The organism is Streptomyces sp. NPDC111656 (assembly GCF_055656965.1).
The window spans coordinates 317518-338890 of the sequence record NZ_JBVKCA010000011.1 but is presented as its reverse complement, the minus strand read 5'-3'; the positions used below and the strand labels follow the sequence as shown (position 1 = coordinate 338890).

The window sequence follows — 21373 nt, the reverse complement described above, 5'->3', positions numbered from 1 at the left end:
GACCAGGTACGACAAGCTCGCCGTCCGCTACGAGTCGACCGTCCAGCTCACCCTCATACGGCAGGCGCTGTGACCACATCTCAAACACGTCCTAGGACCACCGTCGTCCGAGCCCGCGACGAGCGTTTCGGCGGCACACCCTACGGCTGATCGCCGTGCGCGGGCATCACAGTCGCGCCCCCTTCAACGCCATGTGCAGCAGCAGGCGGTCCTCGCCGTCGTCCAGGTCGAGGCCGGTCAGCTGCTCGACGCGGGACAGCCGGTAGTAGAGGGTCTGCCGGTGGATGCCCAACTCCGCCGCCGTACGCCCCGCCTGGCCCGCGCAGTCCAGGAACACCTCGGCGGTGCGGGCGAGTTCGCGGTGCGCGGGGGAGAGGAGGGTGCGAACGGCGGGGTCGTGGGCCGCCTCCGGGGGGAGGGCCGTGAGGAGACGGAACGGGCCGATGGAGGCCCACTCGGCGACCGGGCCGAGGCGGGGTTCCGCGAGGACCGCACGGGCGGCGGCGGACGCCTCCTGCCAGGCCGCCCCCAGCTCGGCGAGGCCCACCCGGGCGCCGGCGACTCCGGCGGCCACGGTCGTCCCGGCACCCTTCGCCGTTCCCTGCCCGGCCCCGCGCTCCCCGTCCGCCTCCCGTACGAAGCGGGTCGCCGCCGTGCGTGCCGGAGTCAGTACGTCCGCCGAGCGCAGCCGTACGAGAAGGGCCAGGCTCTGGCCGGTGGCCCCCCACGGCACCGTGCACAGCGCGGTCGCGCCCGGCACCGTACGGACCGAAGGGGCGTCGTCCGGGTCGGCGGAGGGCCAGGGGGCGACGCACACCACCGCGTGCAGGCCGTCGCCGCGCGGGCCGAGGGCGGTGCGCAGCTCGGCCACCGCCATGTCCCGCTGCCAGCCGCGCTCGGCGGTGAGGACCGCCCGCAGCTCGCGAGTGAGGTCCGCGCCCGCCTGTGCCTCGTCCGCGAGCAGGTCGCCGATGCGGGCGGCGACCTCCATCGCCGCGGAGAGCTGTGCCCCGGACGGGCCGGGGTCGTCCTCCAGCAGCCAGACGTAGCCGAGGACGACACCCCGATGGCGTACCGGCAGACAGATCCGGCCCCGGTACACGCCCGCCTCCGGGGTGGGCGGGATGTGCACGGGGGCCGTCGCGCGCGTGATGCCGAAGCCCTCGAACCAGGTGCGGACCGCCGCCGTGGAGCGACGGGTGAGGATCGAGCGGGTCCGTACGGGGTCCAGGGCCGACGGGTCGAGCTCGCCCTCGCTGTCGTAGGCGCCGAAGGCGATCAGCTCGAAGTCCCGGTTCTCCAGCGTCGCGGGCACGCCGAGGAGCGCCGAGATCTCGTCGACCAGCTCCTGATAGCCGCGGTGGTCGCCACGGTGATCTCGGTGCTCCCGGTGTTCCCGGGGCTCTTTGTGATCCCTGTGTTCGTCGCTCACCCGGGCATTCTCCCGCAATTCCGCAGCCCTTCATACATCTGTCTGAGATCCAGGGCACGGATGCGTGACAGCTGTCGATGGCTCAGGATCGGAGGGATCCTTAGGTTTCACGGTGGTTCTCCGTGCCGTACCCGAATGGTCGGGATACGGCCTTCTGCTCGCCTTGTTGTGGAGGTGCCCCGTGCTGGGTCCCGTGATTCTCGCCGCGTCGCGCAGCGACCGGATGCGTCGCTTCGTGTCGGCGGCCCCCGGCACCAAGCAGGTCGTCGCCCGCTTCATCGCCGGTGAGAGCGTCGACCAGGTCGTTCCGGTCGTCCAGGACGCCGTCGCCAAGGGCCTGGAGGTCACCCTCGACGTCGTCGGCGAGGACATCACCACCCGCGAGCAGGCCTTCGCCGCCCGGGACGCGTACCTGGAGCTCATCGAGCATCTGAAGGTGCTGGACCTCGGCACCAAGGCCGAGATGTCGATCAAGCTGTCGATGTTCGGGCAGGCCCTGGAGGGCGGCCACGAGCTGGCCCTCGCCAACGTGCGCCCGGTCGTCGAGGCCGCCGCCGCCATCGGCACCACCGTCACCCTGGACGCCGAGGACCACACCACCCTCGACTCGATGTTCGCCATCCACGAGGAGCTGCGGAAGGACTTCCCGCAGACCGGCTGCGTCATCCAGGCCTACCTGTACCGCACCGAGGCCGACGCCCGCCGCCTCGCCGCGAGCGGCAGCCGCGTCCGCCTGGTGAAGGGCGCCTACAAGGAGCCCGCCGAGGTCGCGTACCAGGACAAGGCCGAGACCGACAAGGCGTACGTCCGCGTCCTGCGCGTCCTGATGGAGGGCGAGGGGTACCCGATGATCGGGTCCCACGACCCGCGCCTCATCTCCATCGCGCAGGAGCTGGCGCGCAAGGCCGGGCGCAAGCTGGACGAGTACGAGTTCCAGATGCTGTACGGCATCCGGAGCGAGGAGCACCTGCGGCTCGCCGCCGAAGGCCACCGCATGCGGGTGTACACCGCGTACGGCACCGACTGGTACGGCTACTTCATGCGCCGCCTCGCCGAGAAGCCGGCCAACCTGCTGTTTTTCGCCCGCAGCATTCTGACCCGAGGTTGAGAGATGGCTGTCACTGGCATTTTCTGCCGGGGGTCCGGGGGTTGTCCCCCGGGAAAGCACAGCGCCCGCTCGATTCTGACCAAGGGCTGATCCACGGGCCGAGCCCGAACCACCCGCTCATAAAGGAGTTACGGACACCATGGACGCTGTGACCCAGGTCCCCACCCCCGTCAACGAGCCGGTGCACGGCTACGCTCCCGGTTCGCCCGAGCGCGCCCGCCTGGAGGCCAAGCTCAAGGAGCTGGCGGAGAACCCGATCGAGCTGTCGATGACCATCGGCGGCGAGAAGCGGCTCGGCGGCGGTGAGCGCTTCGAGGTCGTGCAGCCGCACAACCACAGGGCCGTCATCGGCACCGGCACGCACGCCACCCAGCAGGACGCGCAGGACGCCATCGACGCGGCCCTCGCCGCCGCCCCCGCCTGGCGCGCGATGTCCTTCGACGACCGCGCCGCGATCATCCTGCGCGCCGCCGAGCTGCTGGCCGGCCCCTGGCGCGAGACGCTGGCCGCCTCCACCATGCTCGGCCAGTCGAAGACCGCCCAGCAGGCCGAGATCGACTGCCCCTGCGAGCTCGTCGACTTCTGGCGCTTCAACGTCCACTACGCCCGCCAGATCCTCGCCGAGCAGCCGCCGGCGAACTCCCCGGGCGTGTGGAACCGCATGGACCACCGTCCGCTGGAGGGCTTCGTCTACGCGATCACGCCCTTCAACTTCACGGCGATCGCGGGCAACCTGCCCACCGCTCCGGCGCTCATGGGCAACGTCGTCGTGTGGAAGCCGTCCCCGACGCAGACCCACGCCGCCGTGCTGCTGATGCAGCTCCTGGAGGAGGCCGGCCTGCCCAAGGGCGTCATCAACCTCGTCACCGGTGACGGCATCGAGGTCTCCAAGGTCGCCCTGGAGCACCGCGACCTCGCCGGCATCCACTTCACCGGCTCGACCAAGACCTTCCAGTACCTGTGGAAGACGGTCGGCAACAACATCGAGAAGTACCGCTCCTACCCGCGTCTGGTCGGCGAGACCGGCGGCAAGGACTTCGTGGTCGCCCACCCGTCGGCGGACCGCGCGGTCCTCAAGACCGCCCTGACCCGCGGTTCCTTCGAGTACCAGGGCCAGAAGTGCTCGGCGAGCTCCCGCGCCTACGTCCCGGCCTCCATCTGGAACTCCGGTTTCAAGGAGGAGTTCGCGGCCGAGGTCGACCACCTGACCATGGGTGACGTCACCGACCTGTCGAACTTCATCGGCGCGGTCATCGACGAGCGCTCGTTCGCCAAGAACAAGGCGGCCATCGACCGCGCGAAGGCCGACCCGACCTGCACGATCGTCGCGGGCGGCACGTACGACGACTCCGTCGGCTACTTCGTGCGCCCGACCGTCGTCGAGTGCTCGGACCCTTCGAGCGAGGTCTTCACGACCGAGTACTTCGGCCCCTTCCTCGCCGTCCACGTCTACGAGGACGACAAGTACGACGAGATGCTGACCCAGATGGAGTCGGCGTCCGACTACGCGCTCACCGGCGCGGTCATCTCCGGCGACCGCGCGGCGGCCGCGTACACGATGGAGAAGCTCCGCTACGCCGCGGGCAACTTCTACATCAACGACAAGTCGACCGGCGCCGTCGTCGGCCAGCAGCCCTTCGGCGGCGGCCGTGCCTCCGGCACCAACGACAAGGCGGGCGCCCCGCAGAACCTGATGCGCTGGACGCTGACCCGCGCCATCAAGGAGACCCTGGTCCCGCCGACCGACTACACGTACCCGCACATGGGCTGATCAGCCCTTTTGAACCCGGGCCGGGAAGCCCGACCTCCGAGCGGGCTTCCCGGCCCGTCTCCATGTCCGGGCGCCCGCGGGCAGAATTTCCCCATGGCCCGGACGCGGAGTGAGACGGTCGAGACCGACGACGGCGTACGTCTGTGGGCGCAGCGGTCGGGTGAAGGCCCCCCGCTCGTGCTGTGCCACGGCGGCCCCGGCCTGTGGGACATGTTCGAGGACGTGGCCGGATCACTGGCGGGCCGGGCCGCCGTGCACCGCTGGGACCAGCGCGGTTGCGGACGGTCGGGGCCGTGCGCCGGGCCTTGGACGAGCGAGCGGTTCGTCGCCGACCTGGAGGCCGTACGGCGGCACTTCGGGCTGGAGCGGATGACGCTGCTCGGCCATTCGTGGGGCGCGCAGCTGGCGCTGAGCCATGCGCTGGCCCATCCCGAGCGGGTGAACGCGCTGGTCTATGTGAGCGGTACGGGGATCGGACCCGACTCCGACTGGTTCGACGGCTTCAAGGCGAACCTCGTCGCCCGGCTCGGCGAGCGCCCCGAACGCCTGGCCCGCTGGCGCGAGTTGACGGACCGTCCGGTGCGCTCCGAGGCGGCGGAACGGGAGCGTGCGGTGCTGCAGTGGTCCGCCGAGTTCGTGGACCGCGAGCGGGACCTGGAGCAGGCCGGGCGGATGGCCGAGCGCTGGTTCGACATCAACACCGAGTGCAACAAGGCCTTCAACGCCGAGCGGAGAAGGTCCTGGGGCACCCCGGAGCTGTACGCCGCCTGCCAACAGCTCGACCTGCCCGTGGTCGTCGTCGACGGGGCGCTCGACATCCGGCCGCGCTCGGCGGTCGACTCACTGGAGAGGGCGCTGCCCCGGGTGCGCCGGGTGATCCTGCCGGAGGCCGGGCACCTGCCGTGGGTCGAGGACCCGAGGGGCTTTCGGGAGGCGGTGACGGCGGCGTTGCGGTGATCCGCCGTCCCTCGCCGTGGCGGAGGTGGCGTTACCCGGCGAACTCCGTCCGCTCCCACCACTCGTACACGGGCAGCCTGCCCTCCGGCGTGTCCGCCTGTCGTGGGGTCGCCCTGAAGTGTTCGTATCCACCGCGCAACTCGATCTTCACGTCCGTTCCAGGAGGCGGGACCGGGACGATCCGCTCGGGCAGATCGTCCGGGCCGCCCTCGAGCAGTGCTTTGGTCGTGTCGCTCATGACGTCACCGTTCCCCCTGCCGGAGCCCGATGTCGCATGCCGCGCGGAGGATCAGTCGTGTGGGCGATCCACTGCTCGGCCGTCGGCGGTCGCCGGGCACGGACGGCTCCCCCGACCCCGTTCGGGGCCAGGGGAGCGATGGGGCGCTTCGGGGGGGTCAGTTCTCGCAGGTCGTCCGGCCTTCGCGCGCGCGACAGGCGAGCGCCGCGAAGCCGCCGTCCGCCACGACGGGTACGGCCAGCGTGCCGCCGCCCCGGAGGAGGTGCGTCTCGCGCACCAGGCCCGACGGACCGTCCGTCAGGGTCTCCACCAGCCAGCGGCCCGCGCCCAGCCGCAGCGGTACGTCGACCGTGCGGGCCGTGCCCGTGAACGTGCCGCCGATGAACCACCGGCCGTCGGCGGCGCGCCGGGCGAGGACCGCCGAGCGGCCCGGATCGCCGGTCAGCAGCCGGGTCTCCTCCCAGCGGGCGGGAAGCTGCTCCAGATAGCGGCGGGCCTCGGGCCGCGCGTCGTACGACTCCGGGGTGCCGGAGAGGTTCTGGATCCCGGACTCGTACAGGACGCTCAGGCCCAGCTCACCCGCGTCCGAGGCGACGTTCGGGCGGTACGGGCGATGGAAGGCGCCCGGAGTGAAGTCCATGGAGCCGATGACATTGCGGGTGAAGGGGAGTGAGGCCAACTGCTCCGCCGTGTTGTTGCGCTTCTCCTCGCCGCCGACCCCCTCCATCGACATGACCTGCGGCCAGGTGCGCTGGATGCCCTTGGGGATCGTCGAGCCGTGGAAGTTCACCATGAGGTGGTGGCGGGCCGTGGACTCCAGCACGTCGTCGTACCAGCGCATCCGCTCCTGGGACTCGGAGTCCATGAAGTCGATCTTCACGCCCTTGACGCCCCAACGCGCCAGCGTGGAAAGCCACTTCTCGCGCTCGACGGGATCGGTCAGCAGGCTGTAGTGCAGCCAGACGTGGATGCCCACGCCCTTGGCCGCCGCGTGGCGCACCAGCTCAGGCATCCAGCTGTCCGTCTGCCACTGGGGATCGATCACGTCCCAGGCGTCCGCCTTGAAGTACCAGCCCGCGTCCACCACTTCGTAGGGCCAACCGCGCTCGGCCGCGTAGTCCACGTACTTCTCCTGTGCGGCCAGGCTCTGCCCCGCCTCCTTGCCGCCCGCCAGCCAGGTCCACAGCGCCGGGCCCGGCTTGATCCAGGACGTGTCGGGGACCCGGGACGCCGGGGCGAGGTCGTCCACGAAGGTCGACTCGGTGACGGTCGCGAGATCACCGGTGACGATCGCGCGCCAGGGGGTGGTGAGCGGGCCGGTCGTCAGGATCGGCTCGTCGTTCCAGAGGCTCAGCCCGTACGTCGACGAGTCCGCGGTGTGCGTCAGGTGGGCCCCCGCGTAGGTGCCGGTGACGTCCGACTCGGCGATCAGGGCGTAGTCGCCGTCGGCGGCGGCGCCGTTGCCCCCGTCCGTCCTGAACAGGCCCTGCATCATGTACGCGCCCGTCGGCGCCGCCGCCGCGGAGTCGTAGCGGGCGAAGCGGAGCTCGTTGTCGGCGCGGTAGCCGCCGAGGAGGGCGTTGGCACCGGTGGGGAGGGTGAAGGCGGAGGCCTCGCGCAGTATGTTGCCGTGGCTTCGCGGCAGGACGTAGCGGTAGGCGACGCCGTCACGGGCGACCCGTGTCACCAGGTCGAGCCGGGCGCCGTCGGCGGTGCGGAAGCGGAAGCGGGCCTCGGTCATGCGGGCCACGCGGTCGCGGGACTTGCCGGCCGGGCTCGTGTAGTGCTCGGTGACCGTGCGCTCGGAGCGTCCGGTGAGGGTCAACCCCCGGGAGAAGTCGGTCTGTTCGGTGACCAGGCCGAGGGGGGAGGGCTCCAGGACCGTTCTGCCCTCGCGTCTCACGGCGAGCGTGGGATGTCCGTCGGTCCGATCGAGCGCGACGACCACCGTGGGTGAGCCGTGCGGCCCCTTCACCTCCCAGGCGGCCCGCGCCGTTGCCTCGGCGCGGGCGGGGAGCGCCGCCACCGCCGTGGCGAGCAGGGTGGAACAGAGCGTCAACACGATGGTGCGGGCCCGTAACTGGACCGACATCAGGAACCCTCCTTCTCGCAGTCATCACCTGTAGTCATCCGATGATTGTGAGAGTGAAGGTGCGCAATGGGCCTGTCAAGGCGTCCGACCGCATCAGAGATAGGATCAATTTTCGACGGGGCCCCTGACCTCTTCCGCCACCCGCGCCAGCGCCCCCCGCAGCCACCGGTGCGCCGGATCCGTGTCCAGTCGTACGTGCCATGCCTGGCCCGACGAGAACCCCGGCAGGTCCAGCGGAACCTCCAGCACCGTCAGCGGCATCCAGCGCGCCGCCTCCCTCGCGACCTCCGCCGGGACGAGCGCCAGGGCGTCGGTGCGCAGGACGAAGAAGCAGGCCGCGCCGTAGGTGGGCGCCGTCGCCAGAACGTCGCGGCGCAGGCCGAGCCCGGCGAGGTGTTCGTCCACCACGCTGTGCGCCCGGCCGCGCCGGGTCACCGTGATGTGCGGCAGCGCGGCGAACCGCTCCGGCGCCAGCGGCTCGCCCGCGAACTCCGCGCCGGCCCGCGCCACCGCCACCATCCGGTGTTCCTGCAGCGTCGAGGCGCGCACGTCGTGCGGCAGCGGGTCCGGCAACTCGCCCACGTCCAGGTCGACATGGGTGCGCAGATCCGCCGGGTCCTCCTCGCCCTCGGGCAGCAGCCGCAGCCGTACGCCGGGTGCCTCCCGGGCCACCAGTTCCAGCAGCGGGGCGCCGAGGGACAGAGCGGCCCCGTCGTTGGTGCGAATTCTGAACTCCCTTCGCAGCGAGGAGAGTTCGACATCGGCCGGTGGTCGCAGCGCCGCCACCGCGCCCGCCAGCGCGGCCTGCACCCGAGGCTGCATCTCCCGCGCGCGGGGTGTCAGGGTCAGCCCCCGCCCCGACGGGACGAGGAGCGGGTCGCCGACCACCCGGCGCAGCCGGCCCAGGGTGCGGCTCATCGCCGAGGGGGAGACGCTCAGTTCGGCCGCCGCGCCCGCCACGCTGCCCGCGCGCAGCAGGGCGTCGAGGGCGGGCAGGAGGTTCATGTCGGGGAGGGGGGCGGTCAGCCCGGACCCGGACGACGCATGCGCTGAATGCTGCATGGGGCGCAAGGCTACGTGAAGCAATCGGACCTTGTGTGCAGCAATGGTCGCCCCGAACCTGGACCCATGACGGATTCTCACCCGCGCGGCACCGCCACCGCGCTCCTCGTCGCGGGCTGCTTCTTCATGGAGATGCTCGACGGCACGATCGTGTCGACCGCTGCTCCGCAGATAGCCCGGGACCTGCACACCGCCCCCACGTCCGTGGGCCTGGTCATCACCGCCTACCTCGTCACCCTCGCCGTGCTCATCCCCCTCTCCGGCTGGCTCACCGCCCGCTTCGGCCCACGCCGTGTCTTCCTCACCGCGATCACGGTCTTCACCCTCGCCTCCCTGGCCTGCGCGTTCGCCCCGAACCTCGGCGTGCTCGTCGGGACCCGTGTGCTGCAGGGCGTCGGCGGCGCCATGATGGTGCCGGTCGGCCGGCTGGTCGTCCTGACCGGCACCGCCAAGCGGGAACTGCCGCGCATGGTCGCGTACATCGTGTGGCCCGGCCTCGTCGCCCCGGTCCTCGCGCCCCTGCTCGGGGGCCTGATCACCACGTACGCCTCCTGGCACTGGATCTTCCTGCTGAACGTGCCCCTCGGCGTGGTCGCCCTGCTCGTCGCGCACCGCCTGATCGCACCGGCCCCGCGGGACGAGACGCCCCCGCTGGACCTCGTCGGCACCCTGCTCACCTGTACCGGTCTCGCCGCCCTGACCTGGACCGCGCACCTGCTCTCCGCCCCGATGGGAGGTGCTCCGGCGCGGACGGTGGCGGCCGGCGTGATCGCCGCCGTGGCGCTCACCGCGGCCGTACGGCATCTGCTGCGCACCCCGCACCCGCTGGTCAACCTGCGCACCCTGGACGTCCAGTCCTTCCGCGCGTCGGCGCTCGACGGCTCGCTCTACATGGCGGTCGTCGCCGCCCTGCCCTTCCTCCTCCCGCTGCTCTTCCAGGAGGTGTTCGGCTGGAGCGCGGTGAAGTCGGGCGCGGTGGTGCTGTTCGTCTTCGTCGGGAACATCGGGGTCAAGCCAGCGACCACGTATCTGATCAACCGCTTCGGCTTCCGTCCGCTGCTGATCGTCTCCACGCTCGGGCTCGCGGTCACCACCGCGGCCTGCGCGCTGTTCACGCGGGGGACGCCGGTCGCGGTGATCGCGGTCGTCGCGGTGCTCTCCGGCGTCGCCCGTTCGGTCGGCCTCAGCGGCTACGCGACCATCGCCTTCAGCGAGACCCCGCCGGAGCGGCTGCGCGACGCCAACGCCCTCTTCGCGACCTCCCACCAACTGGCCGCCGGGCTGGGCGTGGCCGTCACCGCCGTCGCGCTGCGCGGGGGCGCGGCGCTGACGGACGGGACGCGCTCGGCGTACGCCGTCGCGTTCGTGGTGCTCGGCGTGCTGTGTCTCGTTGCGACGGCGGGCGCCCTGCGGTTGCACCCGGCGGCGGGCGATGCCGCGCGCACTGTTGTCCCAGCTCAGGGCCGTGTGACCCAATCCACCGTCTCAGATAGTAGGAAGTCCGACTAACTGTGGAGACAGATGCCTCTTCCTCGCTTAGTTTTGTAGGAGCCGAACGTCTCGCTAGACCAAGCGAATGGCGGTCGTGAGCCGGAGCCCCTGGCAGGCAACCCCTGCGGCACCGCTCCCCGCCCCCGGCGTCTCGTATCCCTCCCTCATCGCACTTCCGGTGGTCCGTTCCGGGCCGCTTTCCGGAGGCAAGGAGTCGATTCATCATGGCCGAGACGACCGTCCGCCGAGTCCGCCACGTGTCCCGCAGCAGCGAGTCCGACCGCAAGAACGCGGCCGCCGCCCTCCAGCGCGCCCTCGACCGCAGGGACAACGGCGGCGAGACGGGTCACTGACCCGCCCGCACCACACCACCCTCATACCGGGAGCCGCACCCGCACGGGGTGCGGCGCGGGGTCCACGCCCCGCGCCGCACCTCGGAGTGCTCGGCCGCCGCCGTGTGCTCAGTGACCGCGCCGCACCTCGAAGTGGTCGATGCGCTTGCCGCTCTCCGCGAGCGCCGACACCTTGAGCCGGGGCGTCGTGCCCGCCTCCGCCTCCACCGAGAGGAAGGAGAAGCCGGTGTACCGCACCCGGGACCACTCCACCGTCTCCCGCTGCTGGTCCTGCGACTTGGTCCAGTGGAAGCTGCTCACGGACTCGTGGCGGCCGACGTGCCCCTCGTAGCTGTCCTTCACGCCCGACGGGAAGCCGTACAGATCCTTGCCGCCGCCGCCCGCGGTGACGTAGACGATCCCGTCCCGCGTCGGGTCCGTCGAGCCGCCCACCGGCACCGCACGGCCCACCGCACCCTTCTTGACGGCGTCCGTCCGCTCATACACGTGGTTGTGCCCGTTGATCACCAGGTCCACCTGGTGCTTGGCGAACAGCGGCAGCCACGCCGCGCGCACCCCGCCGTCGGAGGCGTGCGCGGACGTCGAATAGGCGCAGTGGTGGAAGAAGACCACGATGAAGTCCACCGCCGCCGAGGAGCGCAGCTCGGCCAGCTTCCTGTCCAGCCACTGCGTCTGCTTCCCGCCCGTGTAGCCCTGGTTGGCGGGAATCTCGTACGACACGTCGTTCGCGTCCAGTGCCACGACGCCGACGTTGCCGTAGGTGAAGGAGTAGACGCCCGGTGCCGTCCGCGGGTCGAAGCCGCTGTCCGGGAGGGAGAAGCGGGCCGCCTGGCCGCCGTAGCCGTCCGGCGAGTACCAGGCCTCCATGTCGTGGTTGCCGGTCGTCACCATCCACGGCACCGACTTCGCCACCGGCTCGGTCTGCTTGAGGAACAGGTCCCAGTACCCGGGGTCGAACCCGTCCGACTTCTTGCCGCGCCCGGTCCCGTCCGCGTAGCAGATGTCACCCGCGTGGAGGTGGAAGGCGGGCTTCTGGCGCAGCAGCACCTTGTCGTTGGCGAGCGCGGCCGAGCTGACGCCCTGGTCGCCGAAGGCGGTGAACACGAACTTCTCCGGGTTCGCGGGCGCCGTACGGAAGGAGCCGACGGTCGGCCTGTGCGCCGGTGAGGCCGGGTCGAAGCCGTCGTGGCCGACGCCGTAGTAGTACGTCGTGCCGGGCCGCAGACCGTCCAGGGCCGCGTGCACGTAGTACTGGTCCAGGGCCAGCCGCACGCCCGTGACCCCCGGCGTGTGCAGGGCGCGGACCTCGGCCCCGACCTTCCGGCTCAGCTGTCCGGGATGCGTGCCCACCCGCAGATACGGCTTCCGGACCGCGAGCGGCACCTGCCAGGAGACCCGCATCTGGGTCTTCGGGTCGGCGCCGAAGGCGAGGTGGCGGCCGAAGGGGGTGACGACGGAACCGTGCACCTGCCCGGTGACGCTCGTGCTCGGGGCGGAGCCGCGCGTCACCGTCCCCGACGGGGACGAGCAGCCGGCCAGCAGCCCGCCGCCCGCGAACGCACCCGCCGACACCAGGGCGCGGCGCCGTGTGAGCTTCGTACGCAGGTACTCGTACTGCTCCGCCATGCTCATCCGGCTCGCGAGCTGCTGCGGAATGCCGAAGTCGGGAATGTCCATGCTGGTGAACTTCCCAGCACGCCCCAACGCCCGCCATACGTACGGGTGAACGCACGTCGACGAAACGGTTCGCGACACCCCGAGGATGTCCGGATGGCGGACAGCTCGTGTCATTCCATGGGACACGGAGTACGGTGCCTTCATGTCTCGCAGCATCAATCTCGCAGTGATCCCCGGTGACGGCATCGGCCAGGAGGTCGTGGCCCAGGGGCTGAAGGTGCTCTCCGCCGTCCTTCCGCAGGATGTGAAGCTGGAGACCAAGGAGTTCGACTTCGGGGCCAAGCGCTACCACGCCACCGGTGAGACCCTCACCGAGGCCGACCTCGACGCCCTCAAGCAGCATGACGCGATCCTGCTCGGCGCGATCGGCGACCCCTCGGTCCCGTCGGGCGTCCTGGAGCGCGGCTTCCTGCTCAAGCTCCGCTTCGCCTTCGATCACCACGTCAACCTGCGTCCGTCGAAGCTCCTTCCGGGTGTCGCCACCCCGCTGGCCGGGCAGCCGGAGATCGACTTCGTCGTGGTCCGCGAGGGCACCGAGGGCCCGTACACGGGCAACGGCGGCACGATCCGCAAGGGCACCGAGCACGAGGTCGCCACCGAGGTCTCCGTCAACACGGCCTTCGGTGTCGAGCGTGTCGTCCGTGACGCCTTCGCCCGCGCCCAGGCCCGCCCGCGCAAGAAGCTGACGCTGGTGCACAAGAACAACGTGCTGACCTTCGCGGGTCACCTCTGGACGAACGTCTTCAACAAGGTGGCCGAGGAGTTCCCCGAGGTCACCACGGACTACATCCACGTGGACGCCGCGACGATCTACCTCGTCACGGACCCCGCGCGCTTCGACGTGATCGTCACCGACAACCTCTTCGGCGACATCATCACCGACCTCGCCGCGGCCGTCTCCGGCGGCATCGGCGTGGCCGCGAGCGGGAACATCAACCCCTCCGGCGAGTTCCCCTCGATGTTCGAGCCCGTGCACGGCTCGGCGCCCGACATCGCGGGCCAGGGCAAGGCCGACCCCAGCGCCACCGTCCTGTCCGTCGCCCTCCTGCTGCGCCACCTCGGCTACGAGGCCGAGGCCGCCCGCATCGAGGACGCCGTCTCGGCCGACCTCGCCGAGCGCGTGGGCAAGCCCGCCCGCAGCACCGAGGAAATCGGCGACGCGCTCGCCGTACGAGTAGCCGGCTGACCCTCCCTCACTGCCTTAAGGGCGTGGGGGGACCCCCACCGCCACTTACCTTTCGTAGGAGCCGCCGGGTCGCATCCGCACCCGGCGGCTTTTCCTATGCCCTCGCCGGGTGTCACCATCAACAACCCCTGGGCAACCCCTGGGCCGTGTTCACCCCGTTTCGTCCAAGGCTTCGCGCGCGCGATAATCGAACGCGGAGCCGCGGGAATGAGGGAATGCTCGGACGTCCTAGTACTGGCCACTGGCAGTACAGGCGTGAGCGCGGCCCGTCACACACAACCGGTGAAGGACAACCACATGACGACGCCCACGATCGAGCTCAAGCCCTCTTCGCAGCCCCGCTCCGCGGCGGAGCGCGAGGCGATCCTCGCCAACCCCGGGTTCGGCCGCCACTTCACCGACCACATGGTGACGATCAAGTGGACCGAAGGCCGCGGCTGGCACGACGGCCAGCTCGTTCCGTACGGCCCGCTCTCCCTCGACCCCGCGAACATGACCCTGCACTACGCGCAGGAGATCTTCGAGGGCCTCAAGGCCTACCGCCAGCCCGACGGCTCCGTCGCCACCTTCCGCCCGGACAAGAACGCCCGGCGCTTCCAGGCCTCCGCCCGTCGGCTCGGCATGCCGGAGCTGCCCGTGGAGACGTTCATCGAGGCCTGTGACGTGCTGGTCCAGCAGGACTGCGCCTGGGTCCCGGCGCACGGCGGCGAAGAATCCCTCTACCTGCGCCCGTTCATGATCGCGACCGAGGTCGGCTTGGGTGTGAAGCCCGCCAACGAGTACCTGTTCCTGGTCATCGCCTCCCCGGCCGGCGCCTACTTCCCCGGCGGCGTCAAGCCCGTCTCCATCTGGGTCTCCGAGGACCACGTCCGCGCCGTCCCCGGTGGCATGGGCGACGCCAAGACCGGCGGCAACTACGCGGCCTCCCTCCTCGCCCAGGCCGAGGCCGCCGAGCAGGGCTGCGCCCAGGTCTGCTACCTCGACGCGGTCGAGCACAAGTGGATCGAGGAGCTCGGCGGCATGAACCTGTACTTCGTGTACGGGGACAGGATCATCACCCCCTCCCTCACCGGCTCCATCCTGGAGGGCGTCACCCGCGACTCCCTCCTCACCGTCGCCCGCGACCTCGGCTACACCTCCGAGGAGGGCCGCGTCTCCATCGACCAGTGGCAGCGCGACGCGGAGAACGGCACCCTGACGGAGGTCTTCGCCTGCGGCACGGCCGCGGTCATCACCCCCGTCGGCACGGTCAAGCGCACCGGCACCGAGTGGCAGCAGTCCGGCGGCGAGCCCGGCGACGTCACCGTGAAGCTGCGCGAGGCGCTCCTCGACATCCAGCGCGGCACCAGCGAGGACAAGCACGACTGGATGCACCCGCTGGGCTAGGGCGCCCCTCGCGCCCTTCGGTCCACGACAACCCACGCCTCCCGCCGGTCCCTCTCTCCCCAACAGGAGTGCGGGGACCGGCGGTTCGTTCGACGCGTAGCGGCTCCGTGACACGGGTATCCACAGATTCCACGGGGGGAGCGTGCCGCCCTCCCGTGTGCCCGCACGGCCACGGAGGGAGCGCAGGTGAGCGCAGGGTCGCCGATACCACGACTGCGCTGGCTGCTGCGCACCTTACGCACCCCACGCCGCCCCCAGAGCCTCACCGTCCTCGTCCTGCTCGCCACCGTCGCAGCCCTCCTCCTGTGGAGCAGCTCGCGGATGGACAACTACGAGGAGAACCTCACCCTCAACCTCGGCACCGACATCGTCGGCGTCGTCGTCACCGTCTTCGTGATCGGCCCGCTGATCAGCCGCGCCCAGGAGGGCCGGGTCCGCGAACACACCCGGCTGGACTATGAGTGGTTCAGCGCCCAGGTCTACGGCTCGACCTCGAACGTGAAGGTCCTCGACACCTTCTCCCACGTGTTCGGCCCGCAGTTCTCCGAGCGCCTCTTCCGCGGCGTCAAGGCGGCCACCGGGCACGGCGCCCGCGTGCAGATCCTCCTCCTCGACCCCGACTCCCTCGCGGTCATCCTGCGCGGCCGTGAACTGGGCGAGCAGAGCGCCGACATCCGCCGCGACATCATGCGCAACCTGCGCACGCTGGACCGGTTCGCGCTCCGGCTCGACGAGAACTCCCGTCAGCTCCTCGAAGTACGCCTCTGCTCCACCTCCCCCGGCGTGACTCTCTACCGCTGGGACGAGCGCTCCCTGGTCTCCTTCCTGACCGTCGGGCGTCTCTCCGGCGAGGGAGTCCAGCTGGAGGTCGCCGTCCACTCCCCGCTCGGCACCTTCGTCGAACAACGCTTCGACGAACTGTGGCAGCAGAGCAAGCCGATGGAGCGATTCACCCATCTGCCGCTGACCCTGGTCGACGCGACCGACGGCCGCCGGGCGTTCAGCTGTCGCTTCGTCTACGTCGACGACTGCCTGTACGTCGCCGGACACGACCTCGTGTCGTACATGGCCCGCCACCGCCTCGACCAACTCTCGGCCTACAGCGAGGCCTTGACCGCCGCCGGCGCGCACGAGCTGATCGTCGTGGACGACGAGAGCGAGCTGCACGGGCTGCTCATGCAGCGCTTCGCGGAGAAGTACGATGCGTCGGCGGGCGCCTTCGTCGAGTTGCGGCCGTTGGTCCTGGTCAGGGAATAGAGGCCGCGGCACACATGAGTTCAGCGCTCCACCCCGCTCAGCCCGCGAGACCCGGCTCCGCGCACCCGAGCCTCCGGTCTCCGGACACCAGCTCCCGGTCTTCGCACCCGAGCCCCCGCTTTCGCGCCTTCACGCCCCGTGACCTGGACGGCCTGCTGCGGCGCGTGTCCCTGCCGCCCGCCGAGCGACTCGCCCTGCGGGCCGTGGCGGCCGTCCTGCCGTTCCGTACGAACGCCTACGTGGTCGACGAGTTGATCGACTGGTCGGCCGTGCCCGACGACCCGATCTTCCGGCTGACGTTCCCACAGGCCGAGATGCTGCCCGAGCCCGACCTCAAGCAGATGGCGGAACTGCTGGCGCAGGACGCCCCGAAGGCCGACGTCCTGCGCGCGGCCCACGAGATCCGGATGAAGCTCAACCCGCATCCCTCCGGCCAGCTCGACGCCAACGTCCCCGAGTACGGGGGGCAGCGTCTCACCGGCCTCCAGCACAAATACCCGGAGACGGTGCTGATCTTCCCGCGCCAGGGCCAGACCTGCCACGCCTACTGCACGTACTGCTTCCGCTGGCCCCAGTTCGTCGGCGAGTCCGACCTGCGCATCGCCACCGACGACATCGCCACCACATCCGCCTATCTGCGCGCCCACCCGGAGGTCACCAGCGCGCTCATCACGGGCGGCGACCCGATGGTGATGAGCACCGAGGTGCTGCGCCGCTACGTCGAACCGCTCCTGGAGATCGAGTCGGTCCAGTCGATCCGCATCGGCACCAAGTCGCTCGCCTTCTGGCCGTACCGTTTCCTCACCGACCGCGACGCCGACGACGTGCTGCGCCTGTTCGAGAAGGTCGTCGCGAGCGGCCGCCACCTCGCCCTGATGGCCCACTTCACCCATCCCCAGGAGCTGCGGCCCCCGGTGGTGCGGGAGGCGATGCGCCGGGTGCGTGACACGGGTGCCGTGATCCGCTGCCAGGGGCCACTGGTCAGGGGCATCAACGACAGTGCCGAGGCGTGGGCCGCGCTGTGGAACGAGACGACCGCGCTGGGGGCGGTGCCGTACTACCAGTTCGTGGAGCGGGACACCGGCCCGCAGGGCTACTTCGGGGTGCCGCTCGCCCGCGGCCACCAGATCTTCCGTGACGCCTACGCCCAGGTGTCCGGACTCGCGCGGACCGTGCGCGGCCCGGTCATGTCGGCGATGCCGGGCAAGGTGTGCGTGGACGGGATCACGGAGGTGGCCGGTGAGAAGGTCTTCGTGCTCCACCTCATCCAGGCCCGTGACCCGGAGCTGGTGGGCCGCCCGTTCTTCGCCGCGTACGACGAGAACGCCACCTGGTTCAGCGACCTAAAGCCCGCTTTCGGCGCGAGCCGGTTCCTGCCCGGCCTCGACCCGGTGTGACGCCCGCTTCGGCGAGAGGGCCACGTAGACGAGACCGCCGACCAGGCCCGACAGGACGAAGCTGCAGTCCACTCCACCGGTGAGGGACAGCAGCGGTCCCTGGTACGACGGGAGGGAGACGGCGAGGAGGCCGGCGAACGCGCCCAGCACCCAGGAGACCGTCGCCTGGACGTTCCAGCCGGCGCGGTACCAGTAGATCCCGCCCCGGGAGCGGCGGTTGAAGACCTGGAGGGCGTCCGGGTCGTAGATTCCGCGGCAGCGGGCGAAGCCGATGAGGGTGATGACCGCCCACGGGGTGCCGATGGCGGTCAGGAGAAGGACGAAGGACGTCATCGCGGACTGCGCGTTCCAGGCGTAGTGGCCGACGAAGACACAGACGGTGGCGACGACGGCGACCGTGAGGGTGGCCCGGGCGCGCGAGGCCTTCGGCAGGATCGCGTCCAGGTCCAGGCCCATGGAGTACAGCATCAGGCCCGCGTTGCCGACGGACCCCGCGGAGGCGGCGAGCAGCAGCGGGACCAGGTACCAGGTGGGGGAGGCGGAGACCAGCGGCCCCGCGTAGTCGAGGGCCGCGCGGGCGGCGTACGCCGTGAAGGTGCCGAAGAGCTGCGGGACCAGCAGCCCGGCGATCAGGCCCAGCCAGGTGGCGTGCAGAACCGTACGGGAGGAGTGCCGGGACGGGGAGATGTAGCGCGTGTAGTCGCCGAGCAGGGTGATGAACGCGATCGGTCCGGACAGGCCCGCCGCGACCGCCGCCAGCAGCCAGGTCGGCCAGAACGAGCCCAGCAGATAGCCGCCGGTCTCCGGGAGCGCGGCGGTGGTGAAGTGCGGCGCGTAGGCGAGCACACCGAGTGCGAGGAGCGCGGTCATGCCGACCGCGAGGACCCGGGACATCGCGAGCAGCACGCGGTAGCCGTACACCGCGCCCGCGACGGTGGCGGCGGCGAGGACGGCGTACACGACGGCGTACGACAGTCCGTTCGCCGGCAGCCCGAACAGGCGGCCGAGCACGCTCACCATCACGTCGCCGCCGATCCAGACGGTCAGCGCGGTGTAGCCGAGGGCGAGCAGCAGCCCGACGACCGAGCCGACCAGCCGTCCGCGCACGCCGAACTGGGCGCCGGAGGAGGTGGAGAGGTTCGTCGCCGTGCGCAGCGACACCAGCGCGAGCGGCGCGGTGAGCGCCGTGCCGATCACCGTGCCCGCCACGATCGCGCTCACCGACGACCACCAGTCGAGCCCGAAGGAGGGGGGCAGCCAGCCGAAGATGATCACGCCGAGGCAGAGGTTCGACCCCAGCAGGATCGAGACGAGGTCCCCCGGCCCGCTGGTCCGTTCCTCGTCGGGGATGGTGTCGACTCCGCGCTGTTCGATCGGCATGGCTGGTCTCCTTCGACGGCCGCCCGAGAGTTAGAGCGACGTTCAATGTCTGTGACCAGATTCTGGATGTCAATGTTTCCGTTCCATGAATCTCGCGTTTAGAGTGGTGCTCTAAATCGAGGAAGGCAAGGAGGTGCCCGGACATGAGACTGACCCCCACGGAACGTGACCGGCTGCTGCTCTTCGGGGCCGCCGAGCTGGCCCGTGCCCGCCGGGCCCGGGGCCTCAGGCTGAACGTTCCCGAGGCGACCGCACTCATCGCGGACACCGTGTGCGAGGCGGCCCGGGACGGGCGTCGGCTCGCCGAGGCGATCGCGGCGGCCCGGGCGGTGCTCGGCCCGGACGACGTCCTGCCGGGCGTCGCCGACGTCGTCACCGAGGTGCACGTCGAGGCCGTCTTCGACGACGGGTCCCGGCTCGCGGTCGTCAGCGACCCCCTCGGGGGCGGGCTGGGGGAGCGGGCACCGGGTGCGCTGCTGCCGGGGCCGGCGCACGCCGAGCCCGCCGCGGTCGTCCGGCTGACGGTCACCAACACCGCGACCGTGCCCGTCTCCGTCACCTCGCACTTCCACTTCTTCGAGACCAACCCGCGGCTCGACTTCCCGCGGGCGGCGGCCTACGGGATGCGGCTCGCGGTCCCCGCCGGGTCCTCCGTGCGCTTCGGACCGGGGGAGAGCATCGAGGTCGGGCTGCTGCCCATCGGCGGTGAGCGGATCGCCATCGGCTTCGCGGGACTGGTCGACGGGCCCCTGGACGCGCCCGGGGCCAGGGAAGAGGCCCTGCGCAGGGCCGCCGCCTGCGGATACCTCGGAGCCGGGGGCGCAGGGGACGCGGGGGATGCCGGGGGTGCCGGCAACGGCGGGGACTCCGGGGAGACCGGGGAAATCCAGGGAGCTGAGCCGCGATGAATCCTTACGAGTACGCAGCCACCCACGGCCCCCGCGCCGGCGACCGCGTCCGCCTCGGTGATTCCGGGCTGACCATCCGCGTCGAGTCCGACGCCCAGCGCTACGGCGACGAGTTCCTCGCCGGCTTCGGCAAGACCGCCCGCGACGGACTGCACCTCAAGGCCGCCGCCGTCCGCGACACCTGCGACGTCGTCATCAGCAACGTCGTGGTGATCGACGCGGCCCAGGGGATCCGCAAGGTCTCCATCGGCATCCGCGAGGGGCGGATCTGCTCGATCGGGCGGGCCGGGAACCCCGACACCCTCGACGGGGTCGACGTGGTGGTCGGTACGGGGACGTCGATCGTCTCGGGCGAGGGACTGATCGCCACCGCCGGAGCCGTCGACACCCATGTGCACCTGCTGTCGCCGCGCATCATGGAGGCCTCGCTCGCCTCCGGGGTCACCACGATCATCGGCCAGGAGTTCGGGCCGGTGTGGGGCGTCGGCGTCAACTCGCCCTGGGCGCTGCGCCACGCCTTCAACGCCTTCGACGCCTGGCCGGTCAACATCGGCTTTCTGGGCCGAGGTTCGTCCTCCGACGCCGCCCCCCTCGTCGAGGCCCTGGCCGAGGGCGGCGCGAGCGGCTTCAAGGTGCACGAGGACATGGGCGCCCACACCCGCGCCCTCGACACCGCGCTGCGCGTCGCCGAGGAGCACGACGTCCAGGTCGCCCTGCACAGCGACGGGCTGAACGAATGCCTGTCGGTCGAGGACACCCTGCGCGTCCTCGAAGGCCGGACCATCCACGCCTTCCACATCGAGGGCTGCGGCGGCGGTCACGTGCCGAACGTCCTGAAGATGGCGGGGGTCCCGAACGTCATCGGCTCGTCCACCAACCCCACCCTGCCCTTCGGCCGGGACGCGGTCGCCGAGCACTACGGCATGATCGTCTCCGTCCACGACCTGAAGACCGACCTGCCCGGCGACGCGGCCATGGCCCGCGACCGGATCCGCGCCGGGACCATGGGCGCCGAGGACGTGCTGCACGACCTGGGCGCGATCGGGATCACCTCCTCGGACGCGCAGGGAATGGGACGCGCGGGCGAGACCGTACGCCGCACCTTCGCGATGGCCGGAAAGATGAAGGCCGAGCGCGGCGCCCCGGCGGACGTGGACCACGACAACGAGCGCGTCCTGCGCTACATGGCCAAGCTCACCATCAACCCGGCCATCGCGCACGGGCTCGCCCACGAGGTCGGCTCGATCGAGGTCGGCAAGCTCGCCGACATCGTCCTGTGGCGCCCGGAGTTCTTCGGCGCCAAGCCGCAGCTCGTCCTCAAGTCCGGCTTCCCGGCGTACGGCGTCGTCGGCGACCCGAATGCCGCCACCGACACCTGCGAACCCCTCGTCCTGGGACCGCAGTTCGGGGCGCACGGCGCGACGCCCGCCGAGATCTCGGTCGCCTTCGTCGCCCAGGCCGCGCTCGACCAGGGCAACGACCTCATGCCGACGCGCCGGCGCCGGGTCGCCGTGCGCGGCACCCGCGGGATCGGCCCCGCCGACCTGCGCCTCAACTCCCGTACCGGATCCGTCGACGTCGACCAGCGCACCGGCCTGGTCACCCTCGACGGCGACCCGCTGAGCTCCGAGCCCGCCGACTCGGTCTCCCTCAACCGCCTCTACTTCCTGTGATGAAG

At 71.0% G+C, this 21373-nt stretch carries 17 protein-coding genes; 11 read left to right on the top strand and 6 right to left on the bottom strand.

The genetic code is table 11. From position 1 onward, the window contains the following. Positions 1–166: 166 nt before the first annotated feature. A complete protein-coding gene (locus ACZ7M3_RS30690; protein WP_472067302.1) occupies positions 167–1345 on the bottom strand; it encodes a PucR family transcriptional regulator in 1179 nt (392 codons plus the stop codon). 268 nt (positions 1346–1613) lie between these two features. On the opposite strand from ACZ7M3_RS30690, the gene ACZ7M3_RS30685 reads away from it, so the two are divergent. The 3 genes from ACZ7M3_RS30685 (at position 1614) to ACZ7M3_RS30675 (ending at position 5268) form a co-directional block, all read left to right on the top strand. Then, positions 1614–2540: a proline dehydrogenase family protein gene (locus tag ACZ7M3_RS30685; RefSeq protein WP_355430418.1), complete on the top strand. Its 927-nt coding sequence runs from the start codon at positions 1614–1616 to the stop codon at positions 2538–2540. 139 nt (positions 2541–2679) lie between these two features. Continuing rightward, positions 2680–4311, top strand: coding sequence for an L-glutamate gamma-semialdehyde dehydrogenase (gene pruA, locus ACZ7M3_RS30680; RefSeq protein ID WP_472067283.1), 1632 nt, complete (start codon positions 2680–2682; stop codon positions 4309–4311). Positions 4312–4404: 93 nt separating this feature from the next. Continuing rightward, positions 4405–5268 (top strand): alpha/beta fold hydrolase, encoded by an 864-nt coding sequence (locus ACZ7M3_RS30675; protein WP_472067281.1) that lies wholly within the window; start codon positions 4405–4407, stop codon positions 5266–5268. 31 nt (positions 5269–5299) lie between these two features. On the opposite strand, the gene ACZ7M3_RS30670 is transcribed toward ACZ7M3_RS30675, so the two are convergent. The 3 genes from ACZ7M3_RS30670 to ACZ7M3_RS30660 form a co-directional block, all read right to left on the bottom strand. After that, complete coding sequence (locus tag ACZ7M3_RS30670) at positions 5300–5506, bottom strand: DUF5988 family protein (protein WP_054234564.1); 207 nt, start codon at positions 5504–5506, stop codon at positions 5300–5302. A gap of 157 nt (positions 5507–5663) precedes the next feature. Next, positions 5664–7598, bottom strand: a complete 1935-nt coding sequence (locus ACZ7M3_RS30665) for a glycoside hydrolase family 97 protein (protein ID WP_472067279.1) — start codon at positions 7596–7598, stop codon at positions 5664–5666. Between the two features lie 105 nt (positions 7599–7703). Next, positions 7704–8660: a LysR family transcriptional regulator gene (locus ACZ7M3_RS30660; protein WP_472067277.1), complete on the bottom strand. Its 957-nt coding sequence runs from the start codon at positions 8658–8660 to the stop codon at positions 7704–7706. A 66-nt stretch (positions 8661–8726) separates the two neighbouring features. Between ACZ7M3_RS30660 and ACZ7M3_RS30655 the strand changes: the two genes are divergently transcribed. After that, positions 8727–10169 (top strand): DHA2 family efflux MFS transporter permease subunit, encoded by a 1443-nt coding sequence (locus tag ACZ7M3_RS30655; RefSeq protein ID WP_472067275.1) that lies wholly within the window; start codon positions 8727–8729, stop codon positions 10167–10169. 206 nt (positions 10170–10375) lie between these two features. Next, the gene (locus tag ACZ7M3_RS30650; RefSeq protein ID WP_095852449.1) at positions 10376–10504 is read left to right on the top strand and encodes a hypothetical protein; all 129 of its coding nucleotides are present in this window, start codon (positions 10376–10378) and stop codon (positions 10502–10504) included. A 108-nt stretch (positions 10505–10612) separates the two neighbouring features. Here ACZ7M3_RS30650 and ACZ7M3_RS30645 read toward each other — a convergent pair whose 3' ends face one another. Then, on the bottom strand, positions 10613–12181 hold the full coding sequence (locus tag ACZ7M3_RS30645) for a purple acid phosphatase family protein (RefSeq protein ID WP_472067273.1): 1569 nt from the start codon (positions 12179–12181) through the stop codon (positions 10613–10615). Between the two features lie 142 nt (positions 12182–12323). On the opposite strand from ACZ7M3_RS30645, the gene ACZ7M3_RS30640 reads away from it, so the two are divergent. The 4 genes from ACZ7M3_RS30640 to ACZ7M3_RS30625 all read left to right on the top strand — a co-directional run bounded on the left by ACZ7M3_RS30640 (position 12324) and on the right by ACZ7M3_RS30625 (position 17407). Continuing rightward, positions 12324–13367: a 3-isopropylmalate dehydrogenase gene (locus tag ACZ7M3_RS30640; RefSeq protein WP_054234560.1), complete on the top strand. Its 1044-nt coding sequence runs from the start codon at positions 12324–12326 to the stop codon at positions 13365–13367. 297 nt (positions 13368–13664) lie between these two features. Further along, entirely contained in the window at positions 13665–14753 is a 1089-nt protein-coding gene (locus ACZ7M3_RS30635) for a branched-chain amino acid aminotransferase (protein ID WP_472067271.1), read from the top strand. Positions 14754–14939: 186 nt separating this feature from the next. Beyond that, positions 14940–16010, top strand: coding sequence for a hypothetical protein (locus tag ACZ7M3_RS30630; RefSeq protein WP_472067269.1), 1071 nt, complete (start codon positions 14940–14942; stop codon positions 16008–16010). Positions 16011–16174: 164 nt separating this feature from the next. Beyond that, on the top strand, positions 16175–17407 hold the full coding sequence (locus tag ACZ7M3_RS30625; protein WP_472067267.1) for a KamA family radical SAM protein: 1233 nt from the start codon (positions 16175–16177) through the stop codon (positions 17405–17407). On the opposite strand, the gene ACZ7M3_RS30620 is transcribed toward ACZ7M3_RS30625, so the two are convergent. Beyond that, positions 17354–18787: a cytosine permease gene (locus ACZ7M3_RS30620; protein WP_472067265.1), complete on the bottom strand. Its 1434-nt coding sequence runs from the start codon at positions 18785–18787 to the stop codon at positions 17354–17356. The two genes, ACZ7M3_RS30625 and ACZ7M3_RS30620, sit on opposite strands and share 54 nt — an antisense overlap. A gap of 143 nt (positions 18788–18930) precedes the next feature. On the opposite strand from ACZ7M3_RS30620, the gene ureA reads away from it, so the two are divergent. Beyond that, on the top strand, positions 18931–19695 hold the full coding sequence (ureA, locus tag ACZ7M3_RS30615; protein WP_472067263.1) for an urease subunit gamma: 765 nt from the start codon (positions 18931–18933) through the stop codon (positions 19693–19695). Beyond that, a complete protein-coding gene (locus ACZ7M3_RS30610; protein WP_472067261.1) occupies positions 19692–21368 on the top strand; it encodes an urease subunit alpha in 1677 nt (558 codons plus the stop codon). The genes ureA and ACZ7M3_RS30610 overlap by 4 nt, the downstream gene beginning before the upstream one ends. The last annotated feature ends 5 nt before the right edge of the window (positions 21369–21373 follow it).

Bases quoted from the DNA above. Each gene is read 5' to 3' on its own strand.
- pruA (WP_472067283.1), top strand. From the start codon at position 2,680: ATGGACGCTGTGACCCAGGTCCCCACCCCCGTCAACGAGCCGGTGCAC.
- ACZ7M3_RS30675 (WP_472067281.1), top strand. From the start codon at position 4,405: ATGGCCCGGACGCGGAGTGAGACGGTCGAGACCGACGACGGCGTACGT.
- ACZ7M3_RS30670 (WP_054234564.1), bottom strand. From the start codon at position 5,506: ATGAGCGACACGACCAAAGCACTGCTCGAGGGCGGCCCGGACGATCTG.
- ACZ7M3_RS30665 (WP_472067279.1), bottom strand. From the start codon at position 7,598: ATGTCGGTCCAGTTACGGGCCCGCACCATCGTGTTGACGCTCTGTTCC.
- ACZ7M3_RS30660 (WP_472067277.1), bottom strand. From the start codon at position 8,660: ATGCAGCATTCAGCGCATGCGTCGTCCGGGTCCGGGCTGACCGCCCCC.
- ACZ7M3_RS30655 (WP_472067275.1), top strand. From the start codon at position 8,727: ATGACGGATTCTCACCCGCGCGGCACCGCCACCGCGCTCCTCGTCGCG.
- ACZ7M3_RS30650 (WP_095852449.1), top strand. From the start codon at position 10,376: ATGGCCGAGACGACCGTCCGCCGAGTCCGCCACGTGTCCCGCAGCAGC.
- ACZ7M3_RS30645 (WP_472067273.1), bottom strand. From the start codon at position 12,181: ATGGACATTCCCGACTTCGGCATTCCGCAGCAGCTCGCGAGCCGGATG.
- ACZ7M3_RS30640 (WP_054234560.1), top strand. From the start codon at position 12,324: ATGTCTCGCAGCATCAATCTCGCAGTGATCCCCGGTGACGGCATCGGC.
- ACZ7M3_RS30635 (WP_472067271.1), top strand. From the start codon at position 13,665: ATGACGACGCCCACGATCGAGCTCAAGCCCTCTTCGCAGCCCCGCTCC.
- ACZ7M3_RS30620 (WP_472067265.1), bottom strand. From the start codon at position 18,787: ATGCCGATCGAACAGCGCGGAGTCGACACCATCCCCGACGAGGAACGG.
- ureA (WP_472067263.1), top strand. From the start codon at position 18,931: ATGAGACTGACCCCCACGGAACGTGACCGGCTGCTGCTCTTCGGGGCC.
- ACZ7M3_RS30610 (WP_472067261.1), top strand. From the start codon at position 19,692: ATGAATCCTTACGAGTACGCAGCCACCCACGGCCCCCGCGCCGGCGAC.